The following is a 15,589-nucleotide window of genomic DNA, read 5'->3' as shown; positions in this document are numbered from 1 at the left end:
ATGAGCCTGCGCGCCGTGCTGTCGATTCTTGGGTTTTCGCTGCTGGTCGGCTGCGTGTCGAGCGGCGCCGGCGACCCCCTGGCGACACGCGAAGGGCGCGAGCGGGCAGTTCATGCCTATGTGCAGCTGGGCCTGGGCTACCTTCAGCAAGGCCTCGCCGAGCAGGCCAAGGCGCCTCTGAGCCGCGCCCTGGCCATCGATGCTGAGAATGCCAACGCCCATGCCGCCCTGGCCCTGGTATTCCAGGCGCAGGGCGAGCCGACCCTGGCCCGCACGCATTTCGTCGAGGCCCTGAAGCAGCGGCCCGGCGACACTCGAATCCGCAATAACTACGGCTCGTTTCTCTACGCCCAAGGGGATTTTCGCCAGGCCGAGCAGATGTTTCGCCAAGCGGCCGGCGATACCCTGTATCCTCAGCGCTCGCGAATCTACGAGAACCTCGGCCTGACCGTACTCAGGCAGGGCGAGCGCCAGCAGGCGCAGGCGTATCTGCACAAAGCGCTGCAACTCGATCCCCGCCAGCCCAGAGCATTGTTGGAAATGGCTGAGTTGTCCTACGAAAACAGGCATTATGTGCCGGCTCGGGACTACTACCACCGTTTCGGCCAGCTGAGCGAGCCGGACGCCCGCAGCCTGCTGCTCGGCACACGCCTGGGCCGAGTGTTTAGCGAAGAGATCGATGCCGCCCAGTTGGGGCAGCAACTACAACGCCTTTATCCGGGTACGCCGGAATATCAGCAATACGTGTCGGAGCAACGATGAACGCCGTGCATCCCGAAGCAGCATCAGCGACTCACCAGCATCCTGGGGACACCTTGCGCCAGGCCCGTGAGCAGCGTGGCTGGTCGCAGACCGAGGTCGCGCGCAGGCTCAACCTGACGGTCACTTCGCTGAACAACCTTGAAACCGGCGCCTTCGACAAGTTGCCGGGGCACACCTTCGCCCGTGGCTACATCCGCGCCTACGCCAAGCTGATGGACATGGACCAGGCCCCTCTGGTCGCTGCGTTCGACCAGGTAACCGGTTCCAACGCCAAGGGCAGCGACGTGCATTCGCTGGGCCGCATCGAAGAGCCACGGCGTCTGTCGCAGAACATCCTGCGCGGCGTCAGCCTGCTGGTGCTGATCGCGGTGATCGGCGGCGGCTTCGTCTGGTGGCAGGACCAAGGCAGCCTGCGCGGCAAGGACCTGACCCAGATGGCGCTGGAGCACGTCGAAGTCGAAAGCGCCGACGGCACCACACAGATCCATGCGCTCGACGAGCCCGAAGACCAGGCCGTCTCCGCAGCGCAGCAGCCCGAATCGACCGAGTTGGCGCTGCAACCGGCGCCCAGCGAACAGACGGCGAGCGAAGCGACAGCGCCGGCCGCGACGCCAAGCCAGCCCGCCGCCACTCAAGCGCCGGTCGCCACTTCGACCGCGCCCAGCGCTACGCCGGCAGCGTCCGCCCAAGCCACACCCGTGACCGCAGCAGAGAACGCCGCTGCGGTGCCCGATGGCGCGGGCAAGATCGCCATGACCTTCGTGGCCGATTGCTGGACCCAGGTCACCGACGGTACCGGCAAGGTGCTGACCAGTTCGGTCAAGCGCAAGGGCGATACCCTCGAACTCAGCGGCAAGCCGCCGTTCGCCGTGCGCCTGGGCTTCGCCCGCGGCGCGCAGGTCAGCTACAACGGTCAGGCGGTCAACCTGGCACCGTTCACCAGTGGCGAGACCGCTCGCCTCAAGTTGGGACAGTAAGACATGCACGGTGAATCTCCGATCAAACGGCGCGAATCCCGGAAAATCTGGGTCGGCAACGTAGCGGTAGGCGGCGATGCGCCCATTGCCGTGCAAAGCATGACCAACACCGACACCAACGATGTCGCCGCCACCGTGGCGCAGATCCAGCGCCTGGTCGATGCCGGCGTGGACATCGTGCGGGTCTCGGTGCCGGACATGGACGCCGCCGAAGCCTTCGGCCGCATCAAGCAGCAGGTCAGCGTACCGCTGGTCGCCGACATCCACTTCGACTACCGCATCGCCTTGCGCGTAGCCGAACTGGGCGTCGATTGCCTGCGCATCAACCCAGGCAACATCGGCCGCGAAGACCGTGTCCGCGCCGTGGTCGACGCCGCCCGTGACCGTGGCATCCCGATCCGTATCGGCGTCAACGCAGGCTCCCTGGAAAAGGACTTGCAGAAGAAGTACGGCGAGCCGACCCCAGCGGCACTGGTCGAGTCGGCCCTGCGCCACGTCGAACACCTCGACCGTCTGGATTTCCAGGACTTCAAGGTCAGCGTCAAGGCTTCCGACGTGTTCATGGCCGTCGATGCCTACCGGCAGCTGGCCAAGCAGATCGTGCAACCCCTGCACCTGGGCATCACCGAAGCCGGTGGTCTGCGTTCGGGTACGGTGAAATCCGCCGTGGGCCTGGGTATGCTGCTGGCCGAAGGCATCGGCGACACCATTCGCATTTCCCTGGCGGCCGACCCGGTCGAGGAAGTGAAGGTCGGCTACGACATCCTCAAGTCCCTGCGCCTGCGTTCGCGTGGCATCAACTTCATCGCCTGCCCGAGCTGCTCGCGGCAGAACTTCGATGTGGTCAAGACCATGAACGACCTGGAAGGGCGACTGGAGGACCTGCTGGTGCCGATGGACGTCGCCGTGATCGGCTGCGTGGTCAATGGCCCGGGCGAAGCCAAGGAAGCCCATGTGGGGTTGACCGGCGGCACGCCGAACCTGGTGTACATCGACGGCAAGCCGTCGCAGAAGCTGGGCAACGACAACCTGGTCGATGAGCTGGAAAGGCTCATCCGTCAGAAAGCGGCCGAAAAGGCCGACGCCGACGCGGCACTGATCGCCCGTGGCTGAGAAACAGATTCGTAAGGACTTTCCGTGAGCAAATCGCTGCAAGCCATTCGTGGCATGAACGACATCCTGCCCGACCAGTCGCCGCTGTGGCGCTATTTCGAAGGCACCGTGGCCAGCCTGCTGGACGGCTATGGCTACAGCCAGATCCGCACGCCGATCGTCGAATTTACCGAGCTGTTCAAACGCTCGATCGGCGAAGTCACGGACATCGTCGAAAAAGAGATGTACACCTTCGAGGACCGCAACGGCGATTCGCTGACCCTGCGCCCCGAGGGCACCGCAGCCTGCGTGCGTGCGGTGCTCGAGCATGGCATCACCGGCAACGGCCAGGTGCAGAAGCTCTGGTACACCGGTCAGATGTTCCGTCATGAGCGTCCGCAGAAGGGGCGCTACCGGCAGTTCCACCAGATCGGCGTGGAGGTGTTCAACCTCGACGGGCCGGACGTCGACGCCGAGCTGATCATGCTCAGCTGGCGCCTGTGGGGGCAACTGGGCATCCGTGACGCGGTCACCCTGGAGCTCAACAGCCTGGGCACCAGCGAAGCGCGTGCCCGTTACCGCGATGCCTTGGTCGAATTTCTCTCGGCGCGTCTCGAACACCTGGACGAAGACAGCCAGCGCCGCCTCAAGAGCAACCCGCTGCGCGTGCTCGACAGCAAGGACGCTGGCACTCAGGCGGTATTGGTCGATGCGCCCAAGCTCGAGGACTACCTCGACGAGGAATCGCGCATCCACTTCGAAGGCTTGAAGGCGCGTCTGGACGCTGCAGGCATTCCCTTCGTCATCAACACCAAACTGGTGCGTGGCCTGGATTACTACAGCAAGACCGTCTTCGAATGGGTCACCGACAAGCTCGGCGCCCAGGGCACGGTCTGCGCCGGTGGCCGCTACGACGGCCTGGTCGAGCAGATGGGCGGCAAACCCACCCCCGGCGTCGGTTTCGCCATGGGTATCGAGCGCCTGATCCTGCTGCTGCAAACCCTCGACAAAGTCCCCGCCGCCATCAGCCGGCAGATCGACGTCTACCTGTGCGCCTTCGGCGAACAGGCGGAACTGGCCGGTCTGCGCCTGGCCGAGCGTCTGCGCGATCGCCTGCCGGCCCTGCGCCTGGCGGTCAATGCCGGCGGCGGTAGCTTCAAGAGCCAGTTCAAGAAAGCCGACAAGAGCGGTGCGCTGTTCGCGCTGATCCTGGGCGAAGACGAACTGGCCGGCGAGACCGTCGGTATCAAGCCCCTGCGTGGCCAGGGCGAACAACAGAACATTGCCTGGGATGCTCTGGCCGAGCACCTGCAAGCCGCCATCGCGCAAGCGTGACGCGGTTCAATAGCCGAATTGCTGAGAAGGAGTATTGGGGTGTCGAGTATCGATGATGAGGGCCTGGCTGGCGCCAAGGACTGGTGGAACCGCAACGGCAAGCCGCTGCTCACCGGTGCCTTGCTCGCCGCTGCCGTGGTGATGGGCTGGCAGGCCTGGCACAAGTACCAGACCAACCAGTCCCAGGGGGCTTCGAGCCTGTACCAGGCGCTGCTGGAAACCACCCTGACGCCGACCGGCACACCGGACACGGCCAAGGTGGCGGAACTGGCCGGCAAGCTCAAGAGCGACTTCGGTGGCACGCCATACGCGCAATACGGCAGCCTGTTCGTGGCCAAGGTCGCGGTCGAAAGCGGCAAGCTCGACGACGCTGCCGCCGAACTCAAAGGCGTGATGGACAAGCCGGCCGACGCCACCCTGGGCGAGATTTCCCGTCAGCGTCTGGCCCGTGTGCTGGCCGCGCAGGACAAAGCCGAAGAAGCCCTCAAGCTGCTCGACGGCGACGCCGAGAAAGCCTTCCTCGCCAGCCGCGAGGAGCTCAAGGGTGACTTGCTGGTACAACTGGGGCGTGCCGACGATGCGCACGGCGCCTACGAAAAGGCCAAGGCCGCGCTGTCCGATGACGCCGCGACCGGTGGACTGCAATTGAAGCTGGACGACTTGGCCAAAGGGGACGCGTGACGTGATCGGTTGGAAACAAGCAGCAGTGCTGGCCCTGGCCGTTTTGGCCGCAGGTTGCAGCAGCAACGGCAAAAAAGAACTGCCACCGGCCGAATTGACCCAGTTCAAGGAGGAAGTGGCGCTCAAGAAACTCTGGAGCCGTTCGATCGGCGACGGTCAGGGCGAGAAATACAACCTGCTGGTGCCGGCGATCGAGAACGACCGCATCTTCGCCTCCGATGTGAACGGCGAGGTGTACGCACTCAACCGTCGCACCGGCGACGTGGTCTGGGAGAAGGACCTCGACCTGCCCGTCTCGGGCGCGGTGGGCGTGGGCTATGGCCTGCTGACCCTCGGCACCCTCAAGGGCGAAGTGATCGCCCTGGACTCGAGCACCGGCGCCGAGCGCTGGCGCTCGCGGGTGAACAGCGAAGTGCTGGCGCCCCCTGCCAACAACGGTGACGTGGTCGTGGTGCAGACCCAGGACGATCGCCTGATCGGCCTGGACGCCGCCACTGGCGAGCGTCGCTGGATCTACGAAAGCTCGCCGGCCGTACTGACCCTGCGTGGCACCGGTGCGCCGGTCGTCACCAACCGTCTGGCCATCGCCGGCCTGTCGACCGGTAAGGTCGTGGCCGTGGACATCCAGAACGGCGTGCCGGTCTGGGAAAGCCGCGTGGCCGTGCCGCAAGGCCGTTCCGAGCTCGAGCGCGTGGTGGACATCGACGGCGGCTTGCTGCTGTCCGGTGGCACCTTGTACGTCAGCACCTATCAGGGCCGCGTAGCGGGTCTGGACGTGGAAAGCGGCCGTGTGCTGTGGCAGCGCGACGCTTCCAGCTACGTGGGTGTGGCCCAGGGCTTCGGCAACGTCTATGTGAGCGAAGCCTCGGGCACCGTGGAAAGCGTCGACGAGCGTTCTTCCAGTGCCTTGTGGAGCAACGACAGCATGGCGCGTCGTCAGCTCTCGGCGCCGGAAGTGTTCTCCAGCTACGTGGCCGTGGGCGATTTCGAAGGCTATCTGCACCTGCTCAGCCAGGTCGACGGCCGTTTCGTCGGCCGTGAGCGGATCGACAGCGATGGCCTGCGCGCCCGGCCCCTGGTGGTCGACGACACCATCTATGTCTTCGGCAACAGCGGCAAGCTCGAGGCACTGACCCTGCGCTGACGCTATGCTCAGGGTCTTGCCGACCTTGAGCCGCGGCGCCTACGACGCCGCACGAACTCCGGCCGCTGCCCTGCAGCGGCCTTTGCATTTTCAAGAATTCACCAGTGGAGAGCCGCATGGTTCCCGTAATCGCCTTGGTAGGGCGGCCGAACGTCGGCAAGTCCACCATGTTCAACCGCCTGACCAAGACCCGCGACGCCATCGTCGGCGACCTGTCGGGTCTGACCCGCGACCGCCAGTACGGCGATGCCAGCTGGCAGGGTCGCTCCTACATCCTGGTCGACACCGGTGGCATCACCGGCGACGAAGTCGGCATGGACGAAAAGATGGCCGAGCAATCGCTGATGGCCATCGAGGAAGCCGACTATGTGCTGTTCCTGGTCGATGCCCGTGCCGGCATGACCGCAGCCGACCAGATGATTGCCGAGCACCTGCGCAAGCGCAACAAATCCGCCGTGCTGGTCGCCAACAAGATCGACAACATCGATGCCGACGTCGCCCGCGCCGAGTTCTCGCCGCTGGGCATGGGCAACGCGGTACCCGTGGCCGGCGCCCAGGGGCGTGGCATCAATGCGCTGATGGAATCGGTGCTCGGCCACATCCCACGTGATGCCGAGGAGGAAGCGCTGGACGCCGACGTCGCCGAAGGCGAAGAAGCGGTGCGCATTCCCGGACCGAGCGAAAAGGATGGCATCAAGATCGCCATCATCGGGCGCCCCAACGTCGGCAAGTCGACCCTGGTCAACCGCATGCTCGGCGAAGAGCGCGTGGTGGTCTACGACGAGCCCGGCACCACCCGTGACAGCATCTACATCCCCTTCGAACGTGATGGCGAGAAGTACACCTTCATCGACACCGCCGGGGTGCGTCGCCGCGGCAAGATCCACGAGGAAGTCGAGAAGTTCTCGGTGGTCAAGACGCTGCAGGCGATCAAGGACGCCAACGTCGTGGTCTTCGTCATGGACGCCCGCGAAGGCGTGGTCGACCACGACCTCAACCTGCTGGGCTTCGCCCTGGAAGCGGGCCGCGCCATCGTCATCGCCCTGAACAAGTGGGACGGCATGCAGCCGGGCGAACGCGACTATGTGAAGACCGAACTGGAACGCCGGTTGTTCTTCGTCGATTTCGCCGACATCCACTTCATCTCGGCGCTGCACGGCACCGGCGTGGGCAACCTGTACAAGTCGGTGCAGGCCGCATTCAAGTCGGCCGTGACCCGCTGGCCCACCAGCCGTCTGACGCAGATCCTCGAAGACGCCGTCAGCGAGCACCAGCCACCGCTGGTCAACGGCCGGCGCATCAAGCTGCGCTATGCCCACTTGGGTGGCGCCAACCCGCCGCTGATCGTGATCCACGGCAACCAGACCGAGAAGATCCCGCGCTCGTATTCGCGCTACCTGGAAAACACCTACCGGCGCGTGCTCAAGCTGGTCGGCACGCCGATCCGCATCGAGTACAAGGGCGGCGAAAACCCCTTCGAGGGCAAGAAGAACACCCTCACCGATCGCCAGGTCAACAAGAAGCGCCGCTTGATGTCGCACCACAAGAAGGCCGAGAAGAAGCGCCGCGACAAGCGCTGATCGACGAACAGCGGCCATTGGTAAGAAAGCGGTATGGGGTGACCCATGCCGCTTTTTCTTATGGCCCAGAGCTTGTAGCTTATAGCCCTCGCACCTGTAGGAAGAGGGCTACATGATCCGCAGCAAGCTGCCCCACGTCGGCACCAACATCTTCACCACCATGTCGCAGTTGGCGGCGCAGACCGGTGCGCTGAACCTGTCCCAGGGTTTTCCCGACTTCACCGCACCGCAGCCCTTGCTCGAGGCAGTGGGCCGCCACGTCGGCGCCGGCCATAACCAGTACGCGCCCATGATCGGGCTGGCGGCCTTGCGCGAGCAGGTGGCCAGCAAGGTGGCGCGGTTGTATGGCGCCAAGGTCGATCCCGAGCTGGAGGTGACCATCACCCCTGGCGCCACCGAGGCGATCTTCTGCGCGATCCAGGCGGTGATCCAACCCGGTGACGAGGCCATCATCTTCGACCCGTGCTACGACGCCTACGACCCGGCCGTGACCCTGGCCGGTGGGCGCTGCGTGCACGTGCAACTGAGCGATGGCGATTTCGCCATCGATTGGCAAGCCTTCAGCGACGCGCTGACGCCGCGCACGCGACTGGTGGTGCTCAACTCGCCGCACAACCCCAGCGGCGCCCTGATCACTCGCGCCGACCTGGACCGGCTGGCGCAGCTGGTGGCCGAGCGCGACCTTTACCTGATCAGCGACGAAGTCTACGAACACCTGGTCTATGACGGCGCCCAGCACGCCAGCGTGTTGGCCCATGAGCAGTTGTACGCGCGCACCTTCGTGGTCAGCTCGTTCGGCAAGACCTACCACGTCACCGGCTGGAAGGTCGGCTACGTGGTCGCGCCACCGGCCCTGAGCCGCGAGCTGCGCAAAGTACACCAATACGTCAACTTCTGCGCCGTGACGCCTTTGCAGCACGCGCTGGCCGAATTCATGGCCGCGCATCCCGAGCACATCGACGAGCTGCCGGCCTTCTACCAGAACAAGCGCGACGTGTTCTGCAGCCTGCTGCAAGGCTCGCGCCTGCGCTTTATCCCCACCCCGAGCACCTACTTCCAACTGGTCGACTACTCGGCGATCCGCCCGGACCTCGACGATCAGGAAATGGCCGTGTGGCTGACCCGCGAGCACGCAGTGGCGAGCATTCCGGTCTCGGTGTTCTACCAGCAACCCATCGCCGGGCAGCGTCTGCTGCGCCTGTGCTTCGCCAAACGTGAGGAAACGCTGCAGCACGCGGCGGAGAAACTATGCGCGATCTGAGCCAACTGCCCGACCTGACCCTCGCCCTGGTGCAGACCGAACTGGCCTGGCAGGACCGTCAGGCCAACTACGACCATTTCGAAACGCTGCTGGAGCAAGCGGCCGGTGCCGACCTGGTCGTGCTGCCGGAGATGTTCACCACCGGGTTTTCCATGGAGTCCGAGCGCCTGGCCGAAGCCGAGAACGGTCCGACCAGCAAGTGGCTCAAGGCCCAGGCCAAGAAGCTCGGCGCGGTGGTGACCGGCAGCGTGATCGTCCGCGCCGCCGACGGCAGCCACCGCAACCGCCTGCTGTGGGCGCGGCCAGACGGCGAGGTGCTGCACTATGACAAGCGCCACCTGTTCCGCATGGCCGGCGAGCACAAGCACTACACCCCCGGTGAGCGCCAGGTGCAGTTCGAGCTCAACGGCTGGCGCATTCGCCCGCTGATCTGCTACGACCTGCGCTTCCCGGTGTGGAGCCGTGACGCTGCCGACACCGACCTGCTGCTCTATACGGCCAACTGGCCGGCCGCTCGCCGCTTGCACTGGAATCGCTTGCTGCCGGCGCGCGCCATCGAAAACCTGTGCTTCGTCGCTGCGGTCAACCGCGTGGGTACGGACGGCAAAGGTTTCGGCTATAGCGGCGACAGCCAGGTGCTGGACTACCACGGTGAAAGCCTGCTCAGCGCAGGCGAGGCCGACGGCGTGTTCACCGTGCAACTGCGCGCGACGGAGCTGGCCGCCTACCGCGCACGCTTCCCCGCCAACCTGGATGCCGACGGCTTCCAGCTGGAGTACTGAGCGTCAAGGGGGGCTGGAGACCGATCCTGAGCGAAAAGGCCGCTGCTCGAGACCTTGTGGAGCCTGAGGCAGGTGTACAATCGGCACTTTTCGCCAGCCGTGGAGCGCCGTCGTGGCCCGTAGAGTCTTTTCCCAGTTCGAAGCCGTTTCCGCCATGGTGCCCGCTGAAGGCGGCGGGTACCATGCAGCGATTGCCGTGAAGCACTTGGTGGAAGGCGGCGCGCCGCGCTTTCACAAAGTGCTCGACGGCCAGCATTTCACCAGCGCCGTGGCCGCCGACGCCGCCGCCAGCGCCGAACTCGAGCGCCTCGTAGACGTCAGCGCAGACGCCGAGCTGGTCTGGTGATCAGCTTTCCACCTGCGGCCGGCTCATCTTGAACAGGTTGCCCAACTCGAAGTAGTCCGCCGGTCCCCCACCGCGCAGGATCGGCTCGCCCGCCGCCGTGTCGTAGATGCCGTCTTTCAGCAAATGCTCGGCGATGTGCACCGCCACCACTTCACCCAGAATCAACCAACTCGGCACCAGCGCCTGATCGGCGCGCTTGAGCTGGACGATCTGCGTGACTTTGCATTCGAACGACACCGGGCTCTCGCCCACCCGCGGCGTCTGGATGATGCGCGACGGCGCTGGCGTCAGCCCGCTCAGTTGGAACTCGTCGACGTCCGCCGCCACTGCCGCGCAACTCTGGTTCATCGCCTCGGCCAGAGGTTTGGTGGCCAGATTCCAGACGAATTCGCCGGTCTGCTCGATGTTGTTCAGGCTGTCCTTGCGCCCGACGCTGCAGAAACCCACGATCGGCGGAATGTAGTTGAAGGCGTTGAAGAAGCTGTAGGGCGCGAGATTCAGCCGGCCTTGCGCGTCCTGCGAGGAAATCCAGCCGATGGGCCGCGGCCCGACGATGGCGTTGAACGGATCGTGGGGCAGGCCATGGCCTTTGGCGGGTTCGTAGAAATGCATGGGGTGCAGCCTTGTGCGGGGGATGGGCTGTCTAGTGTGCCAAGGCTGGGCGTGGCTGCAAGTGCTCACTGATAGGACTTGGGGCTGAGTTTGCAGGTGTGGTGAGCCGATTAATCCACGTATTCGGCTCACCAAATGAGCCGAATACGTGGATTAATCGGCTCACGGCTGTTCTTCAAAGCATGAAAAAGGGCGCCCCGTCAGCCGAGGCGCCCTTCGTCTTTTGCGGACTGCATCGCTGCAGGCACGGCATCCAGCCACCGCGCCCACGCACCACAACGTCAGTCGGTAGTGATCCGCGAATGCTTGCGCGTGTCCTTCATGGTCGCGTACACCAGCAGCGAACACGCGATGCAGGCGGTGACGTACCAGTAGTAGCCCGTTTCCATACCCGCGCTCTTGAACCACAGCGCCACGTATTCGGCCGTGCCGCCGAACACCGACACGGTCAGCGCGTAAGGCAGACCCACGCCCAGGGCACGGATTTCGGTGGGGAACAGTTCGGCTTTGACCACGGCGTTGATCGAGGTGTAGCCACTGACGATGATCAGCGCCGCCATGATCAGGAAGAACGCACCCCACCAGCTCTGGATGGTGTGCAGGGTGGTCAGGATCGGCACGGTGAAGACCGTGCCCAATACGCCGAAGGCGATCAGGATCGGGCGTCGGCCGATCTTGTCCGACAGCGCGCCGATCACCGGTTGCAGGCACATGAACAGGAACAGCGTGGCCGCCGAGATGGTGGTCGAATCGCTGATGCTCATGCCCACCGTATTGACCAGGTATTTCTGCATATAAGTGGTGTAGGTGTAGAAGGCCAGGGTACCGCCCATGGTCAGGCCGACCACGGTCAGCAGTTCCTTGGGATGGCGCAGCAGGGTGCGCATCAGGCTTTCCTTGGCTTTTTCCTTCTTGGTGAACGATGCGGTTTCTTCCATGCCACGACGCAGCCACAGCGCCACTACCGCACACAGCGCGCCGATCACGAAGGGCACGCGCCAGCCCCAGGCGTACAGCTCTTCGGTGGTCAGGGTGTTCTGCAGGATGATCAGCACGGCCAGGGCGATGAGCTGCCCGGAAATCAGCGTCACGTACTGGAAGCTGGAGAAGAAGCCACGGCGTTCTTTGCTGGCCATCTCGCTGAGGTAGGTGGCCGAAGTACCGTACTCACCGCCCACCGACAGCCCTTGCATCAAGCGCGCGACCACCAGCAGCACCGGCGCCGCCACGCCGATGGTTTCGTAGCCCGGGGTCAGGGCGATCACCAGCGAGCCGGCGCACATCAGCAGCACCGAGGCCATCAACGCCGCCTTGCGGCCCTTGCGGTCGGCGTACAAGCCCATCAGCCAGCCGCCGATCGGGCGCATGAGGAAGCCCACGGCGAAGATCGCGGCGGTGTTGAGCAGTTGTGCGGTGGTGTCGCCGGCGGGGAAGAAAGCCTTGGCGAAGTACAGCGAGAATGCGGCGTAGACGTACCAGTCGTACCATTCGACCATGTTGCCGATCGAGCCGCTGAAGATCGATTTGAGCCGGCTGGAGGTGCTGCGAACAGCAGGCGCGGGCGCCGCCCCGCCTGGCAGGGAAGTGGTGTTATCCATCAGGGATACCTTCTCATTGTTTTTTTAGGGCCCGCCATGGCAGGCAGGCCCAGACGATTGCAGAAGGTGTGCCAATCGGGTGCAGAGCGAATCGAAAGGGTGCAAGCGCTGTATCTGGAATGGGTCGCAAGTGCTGGTTTAGCGGGGTTGCGCAACAAAAGACGCACAATCGGATCGGCTTGCACAGCTGCGGGCAGCACGGGCCACCCATCGAGCGTGAGCGGAAATCCGCCTATCTGCGCCAGTCGGTGGGCAAGATTCCGCCTATCCGCGTTCGACGAAATCCTCACGTGACAAGCCGTGGCGCTGCATCTTTTCGTTGAGCGTGCGCCGTGGCAGTTGCAATGCTTCCATCACCGCTTTGATCTCACCTCGGTGCTGACGCAGTGCTGCACGCAGGCACTGCGCTTCGAACGCTTCGAGCTGTTCGGCCAACGACGGGCTGCCGCCATCGGCCTGGGCGTCGGGCGCATCGAGGCCCAGTGCATGGCGCTCGGCGGCGTTGGCCAGCTCGCGCACGTTGCCGGGCCAGTCGTGGGCCAGCAGTTGCGTCAGTTGCAGGGCCGACAGCGGCGCGGCCTGACGGCCCAGGCGCTCGGCGCAATGGCGGGCGAAGTGCTCGAACAGCAGCGGAATGTCCTCGCGCCGCTCGCGCAGGGGCGCCAAGCGCAACTCGGCGACGTTCAGGCGATAGGCGAGGTCTTCACGGAAGCGCCCGGCGCGAGCCTCTTCGAGCAGATCGGGCTTGGTCGCGGCGATCACCCGCACATCGACGCTGATGCTCTGGTTGGCGCCCAGGCGCTCGAGCTTCTGTTCCTGGATCACCCTCAGCAGCTTGGCCTGCTGGGCCAGCGGCATGCTTTCGATCTCGTCGAGGAACAGCGTGCCACCATGGGCGTATTCGAGCTTGCCGATGCGTTTGCCCTGGGCGCCGGTGAAGGCGCCGCTCTCGTGGCCGAACAGCTCGGCCTCGAACAGGGCTTCGGGAATCGCCGCGCAGTTGAGGGCGACGAAGGGTTTGCCGGCCCGCGGCCCGTAGTCGTGCAGGCAGCGCGCCACACGCTCCTTGCCGCTGCCGGTCTCGCCACGGATCAGCACGTTGACCGGCAATGCGGCCAGCTCCAGTACCTGTCGACGCAATTGCTGCAGGCCGTGCGACATGCCCAGCAAGGTGCCTTCCAGGCGCGACTTGAGGTCGGCCTGCTCGTGCAGGCGCCGGTTCTCCAGCACCAGTTGGCGTTTTTCCAGGGCGCGGCGCAGGCTGCCGAGCAGGTGTTGCGGCGTGAAGGGCTTTTCCAGGAAGTCGTAGGCGCCGCGGCGCATCGCATCGACCGCCATCGGCACGTCGCCATGCCCGGTAAGCAGGATCACCGGCAGGTCGGCGTCACGCTGCTGCAACTGTTCGAGCAGTTGCAGGCCGTCCATGCCCGGCATGCGCACATCGCTGATCACCACGCCTGGAAAGTGCGCGGGCAACTGCGCCAGGCAGGTTTCGGCGCGATCGTGCAACTGTACGTCGAAGCCCGACAGGCTCAGCCATTGTTCGATGGCCGTGCGGATGCTCGCTTCATCGTCGATGACCATCACCGAATTCAACATACAGGCTCCAGATCGCAGGGCAGGGAAAGGGTGAAGCAGGCGCCGCCAGCCAGGTTCTCGACCCGCAGCTGGCCACCGGCCTCGTGCACGATACCGTAGGAAATGGCCAGGCCCAGCCCCAGCCCGTCGCCCACGGGCTTGGTGGTGAAGAAGGGGTCGAAGACCTTGGGCAGGTCGGCCGCGGCGATACCGCCACCCGAATCGGTCACGCTCAGGCGCCAATCGGGGCCGGCGTGCTCGATGCGGATCTCCAGGCGCTTGAAGCGCTTGTCGGCCATGGCGTCCAGAGCGTTGTGCAGCAGGTTGATCAGGACCTGCTCCAGGCGGATGGCGTCGCCGCGCACCCAGGCCGGGCGCGCCAGGTACAGGGCCAGGTCGATGCCGTCGTTGCGCAGGCGGGTGTCGAGCAGTTGCAGGGACTGGTCGACCACGCCGGCCAGGTCCAAACGCTCGCGCAAGCCGCCGGGGCTGTTGCGGGCGAAGGTCTTCAGGTGGCCGGTGAGCGCAGCCATGCGCGCGAGCATCTGCTCCAGCGGCTCCAGGGCCTGGCGGGCCTGGTCGACACGGCCATGGTCGAGCAGCAGGCGCAGGGTTTCCAGTTGCATGCGCTGGGTGGTCAGCGGCTGGTTGATCTCATGGGCCAGGGCCGCCGACATCTGCCCCAGCGCCGCCAGCTTGGCGCTCTGCACCAGACCTTCCTGGGCGGTGCGCAGCTCGCGGGTGCGTTGCTCCACCTCGCGCTCCAGCGCTTCGCGGCTGCGCTGACGCAGACGCGCCAAGCGCAGGCGCTGGCTGACGAACAGTGCGGCGAACACCAGGCTCAGCCACACAGCCGCCGCGCCCAAGGCGGCGTTGCGGCCGTCCTCGCCCAGTTGCGGCTGGCGCAGCAGGTGCAAGGTCCAGCCTTCGCTGTCCAGCGGCAGGCTTTCCCACAGATAGTCGCGGCTGCCTTGCGGGCCTTGCACGCGGCTCAAGCGGCTGTGTTCGGTGAAGCGGGTCAGCACCTGGTGTTGCAGCGGGCGCAGCGGCTGCTTGTCGTACTGCCGGGTCTCGGCGAGTTCGGCGCGGTCGTCGCGGTTGAGCGAGCGCAGTTCGCGGTAGCGCCAGCCCTCCTGGTTGGCGATGAAGATGATGCCGCGCGCATCGCTGACCAGTACCACGTCGTTGCCCTGGCGCCAGTCGCGCTCCAGCTCGGGGAACTCCAGCTTGACCACCATCGCACCCAGAAAGCGCTCGTGCTCGTCGCTCACTGCGCTGGAGAGGAAATAGCCCGGCACGCCGCTGGTCACGCCCACGGCGAAAAAGCGCCCGGTGCCTTCGCTACGGGTCTGCTTGAAATACGGACGGAAGCCGTAGTTGGAACCGACGTAGCTGGTCGGCAGGCGCCAGTTGCTGGCGGCTACGGCCAGGCCGGTGTGGTCGAGCAATTCCAGGGTCGAGGACTGTGCCGCGCCGTTGATGCGTTCGAGCTTGCGGTTGAGCGCCTCTTGCGCCGCCCCCTCGACCGGCCCGCGCAGGGCGGCGATCAATTCCGGGTCCAGAGCGAGCACGGCGGGCAGGGCGCGATAACGCTCGATCAAAGTGTGCAGGGAAGTGGCGTACAGGCTCAGCTGCTCGCTGGCGCGCGCGGCGTCGGCGCGCATCGCATCGCGCTGGGCATGCTGCATGGCCCAGCCAGCGCTGAGAACGGTGCCGGCGACGATGGTCAGAATCATCAGCCCCAGACGCAGGGCGCGGTAGGACAGTGGCATGGGGCGGTCCCCTGGAAGAAGGTAGCCGGGCATGGCTCGAACTCGAGGCGCCGCGGCGGCGGCGCCCCG

Annotated in this window: 14 protein-coding genes; 10 read left to right on the top strand and 4 right to left on the bottom strand. The window is 65.3% G+C overall.

From position 1 onward, the window contains the following. The 10 genes from pilW to AA0Z93_RS03325 all read left to right on the top strand — a co-directional run bounded on the left by pilW (nucleotide 1) and on the right by AA0Z93_RS03325 (nucleotide 9,960). On the top strand, nucleotides 1-762 hold the full coding sequence (gene pilW, locus AA0Z93_RS03370) for a type IV pilus biogenesis/stability protein PilW (RefSeq protein ID WP_413046395.1): 762 nt from the start codon (nucleotides 1-3) through the stop codon (nucleotides 760-762). After that, nucleotides 759-1,739 (top strand): RodZ domain-containing protein, encoded by a 981-nt coding sequence (locus AA0Z93_RS03365; protein ID WP_413046396.1) that lies wholly within the window; start codon nucleotides 759-761, stop codon nucleotides 1,737-1,739. Before pilW ends, AA0Z93_RS03365 begins: the two co-directional genes overlap by 4 nt. 3 nt (nucleotides 1,740-1,742) lie before the next feature. Beyond that, a complete protein-coding gene (ispG, locus tag AA0Z93_RS03360) occupies nucleotides 1,743-2,852 on the top strand; it encodes a flavodoxin-dependent (E)-4-hydroxy-3-methylbut-2-enyl-diphosphate synthase (RefSeq protein WP_296263049.1) in 1,110 nt (369 codons plus the stop codon). A gap of 24 nt (nucleotides 2,853-2,876) precedes the next feature. Further along, nucleotides 2,877-4,166 (top strand): histidine--tRNA ligase, encoded by a 1,290-nt coding sequence (gene hisS, locus AA0Z93_RS03355; protein ID WP_413046397.1) that lies wholly within the window; start codon nucleotides 2,877-2,879, stop codon nucleotides 4,164-4,166. Between the two features lie 39 nt (nucleotides 4,167-4,205). After that, the gene (locus tag AA0Z93_RS03350) at nucleotides 4,206-4,847 is read left to right on the top strand and encodes a tetratricopeptide repeat protein (protein ID WP_296263054.1); all 642 of its coding nucleotides are present in this window, start codon (nucleotides 4,206-4,208) and stop codon (nucleotides 4,845-4,847) included. Between the two features lies 1 nt (nucleotide 4,848). Further along, nucleotides 4,849-5,991, top strand: a complete 1,143-nt coding sequence (gene bamB, locus AA0Z93_RS03345) for an outer membrane protein assembly factor BamB (RefSeq protein ID WP_413046398.1) — start codon at nucleotides 4,849-4,851, stop codon at nucleotides 5,989-5,991. 116 nt (nucleotides 5,992-6,107) lie between these two features. Then, nucleotides 6,108-7,571, top strand: coding sequence for a ribosome biogenesis GTPase Der (gene der, locus AA0Z93_RS03340; protein ID WP_413046399.1), 1,464 nt, complete (start codon nucleotides 6,108-6,110; stop codon nucleotides 7,569-7,571). Between the two features lie 112 nt (nucleotides 7,572-7,683). After that, nucleotides 7,684-8,832 carry a pyridoxal phosphate-dependent aminotransferase gene (locus AA0Z93_RS03335; RefSeq protein WP_413046400.1) on the top strand — a complete coding sequence of 383 codons (1,149 nt, stop codon included), beginning with the start codon at nucleotides 7,684-7,686 and terminating at the stop codon, nucleotides 8,830-8,832. Continuing rightward, nucleotides 8,820-9,614, top strand: coding sequence for an amidohydrolase (locus AA0Z93_RS03330; protein WP_413046401.1), 795 nt, complete (start codon nucleotides 8,820-8,822; stop codon nucleotides 9,612-9,614). Before AA0Z93_RS03335 ends, AA0Z93_RS03330 begins: the two co-directional genes overlap by 13 nt. A 154-nt stretch (nucleotides 9,615-9,768) precedes the next feature. Further along, entirely contained in the window at nucleotides 9,769-9,960 is a 192-nt protein-coding gene (locus AA0Z93_RS03325) for a hypothetical protein (protein ID WP_413048356.1), read from the top strand. Here AA0Z93_RS03325 and AA0Z93_RS03320 read toward each other — a convergent pair whose 3' ends face one another. The 4 genes from AA0Z93_RS03320 to AA0Z93_RS03305 all read right to left on the bottom strand — a co-directional run bounded on the left by AA0Z93_RS03320 (nucleotide 9,961) and on the right by AA0Z93_RS03305 (nucleotide 15,520). Then, nucleotides 9,961-10,572, bottom strand: coding sequence for a flavin reductase family protein (locus AA0Z93_RS03320; protein WP_413046402.1), 612 nt, complete (start codon nucleotides 10,570-10,572; stop codon nucleotides 9,961-9,963). 281 nt (nucleotides 10,573-10,853) lie between these two features. Further along, the gene (locus tag AA0Z93_RS03315) at nucleotides 10,854-12,170 is read right to left on the bottom strand and encodes an MFS transporter (protein ID WP_413046403.1); all 1,317 of its coding nucleotides are present in this window, start codon (nucleotides 12,168-12,170) and stop codon (nucleotides 10,854-10,856) included. Between the two features lie 264 nt (nucleotides 12,171-12,434). After that, on the bottom strand, nucleotides 12,435-13,769 hold the full coding sequence (locus AA0Z93_RS03310) for a sigma-54-dependent transcriptional regulator (RefSeq protein WP_413046404.1): 1,335 nt from the start codon (nucleotides 13,767-13,769) through the stop codon (nucleotides 12,435-12,437). Beyond that, nucleotides 13,763-15,520: an ATP-binding protein gene (locus tag AA0Z93_RS03305; RefSeq protein ID WP_413046405.1), complete on the bottom strand. Its 1,758-nt coding sequence runs from the start codon at nucleotides 15,518-15,520 to the stop codon at nucleotides 13,763-13,765. The genes AA0Z93_RS03310 and AA0Z93_RS03305 overlap by 7 nt, the downstream gene beginning before the upstream one ends. Nucleotides 15,521-15,589: the final 69 nt, after the last annotated feature.

This window comes from Pseudomonas phoenicis, assembly GCF_047302395.1.
Lineage (GTDB): Bacteria > Pseudomonadota > Gammaproteobacteria > Pseudomonadales > Pseudomonadaceae > Aquipseudomonas.
Note: the sequence above shows the minus strand (reverse complement) of the source record. Positions and strands in the feature narration are given on the sequence as shown.

Coding starts and splice junctions, on each gene's coding strand:
- pilW (WP_413046395.1), top strand. CDS start 1: ATGAGCCTGCGCGCCGTGCTGTCGATTCTTGGGTTTTCGCTGCTGGTC.
- AA0Z93_RS03365 (WP_413046396.1), top strand. CDS start 759: ATGAACGCCGTGCATCCCGAAGCAGCATCAGCGACTCACCAGCATCCT.
- ispG (WP_296263049.1), top strand. CDS start 1,743: ATGCACGGTGAATCTCCGATCAAACGGCGCGAATCCCGGAAAATCTGG.
- der (WP_413046399.1), top strand. CDS start 6,108: ATGGTTCCCGTAATCGCCTTGGTAGGGCGGCCGAACGTCGGCAAGTCC.
- AA0Z93_RS03335 (WP_413046400.1), top strand. CDS start 7,684: ATGATCCGCAGCAAGCTGCCCCACGTCGGCACCAACATCTTCACCACC.
- AA0Z93_RS03330 (WP_413046401.1), top strand. CDS start 8,820: ATGCGCGATCTGAGCCAACTGCCCGACCTGACCCTCGCCCTGGTGCAG.
- AA0Z93_RS03325 (WP_413048356.1), top strand. CDS start 9,769: ATGGTGCCCGCTGAAGGCGGCGGGTACCATGCAGCGATTGCCGTGAAG.
- AA0Z93_RS03320 (WP_413046402.1), bottom strand. CDS start 10,572: ATGCATTTCTACGAACCCGCCAAAGGCCATGGCCTGCCCCACGATCCG.
- AA0Z93_RS03315 (WP_413046403.1), bottom strand. CDS start 12,170: ATGGATAACACCACTTCCCTGCCAGGCGGGGCGGCGCCCGCGCCTGCT.
- AA0Z93_RS03310 (WP_413046404.1), bottom strand. CDS start 13,769: ATGTTGAATTCGGTGATGGTCATCGACGATGAAGCGAGCATCCGCACG.
- AA0Z93_RS03305 (WP_413046405.1), bottom strand. CDS start 15,520: ATGCCACTGTCCTACCGCGCCCTGCGTCTGGGGCTGATGATTCTGACC.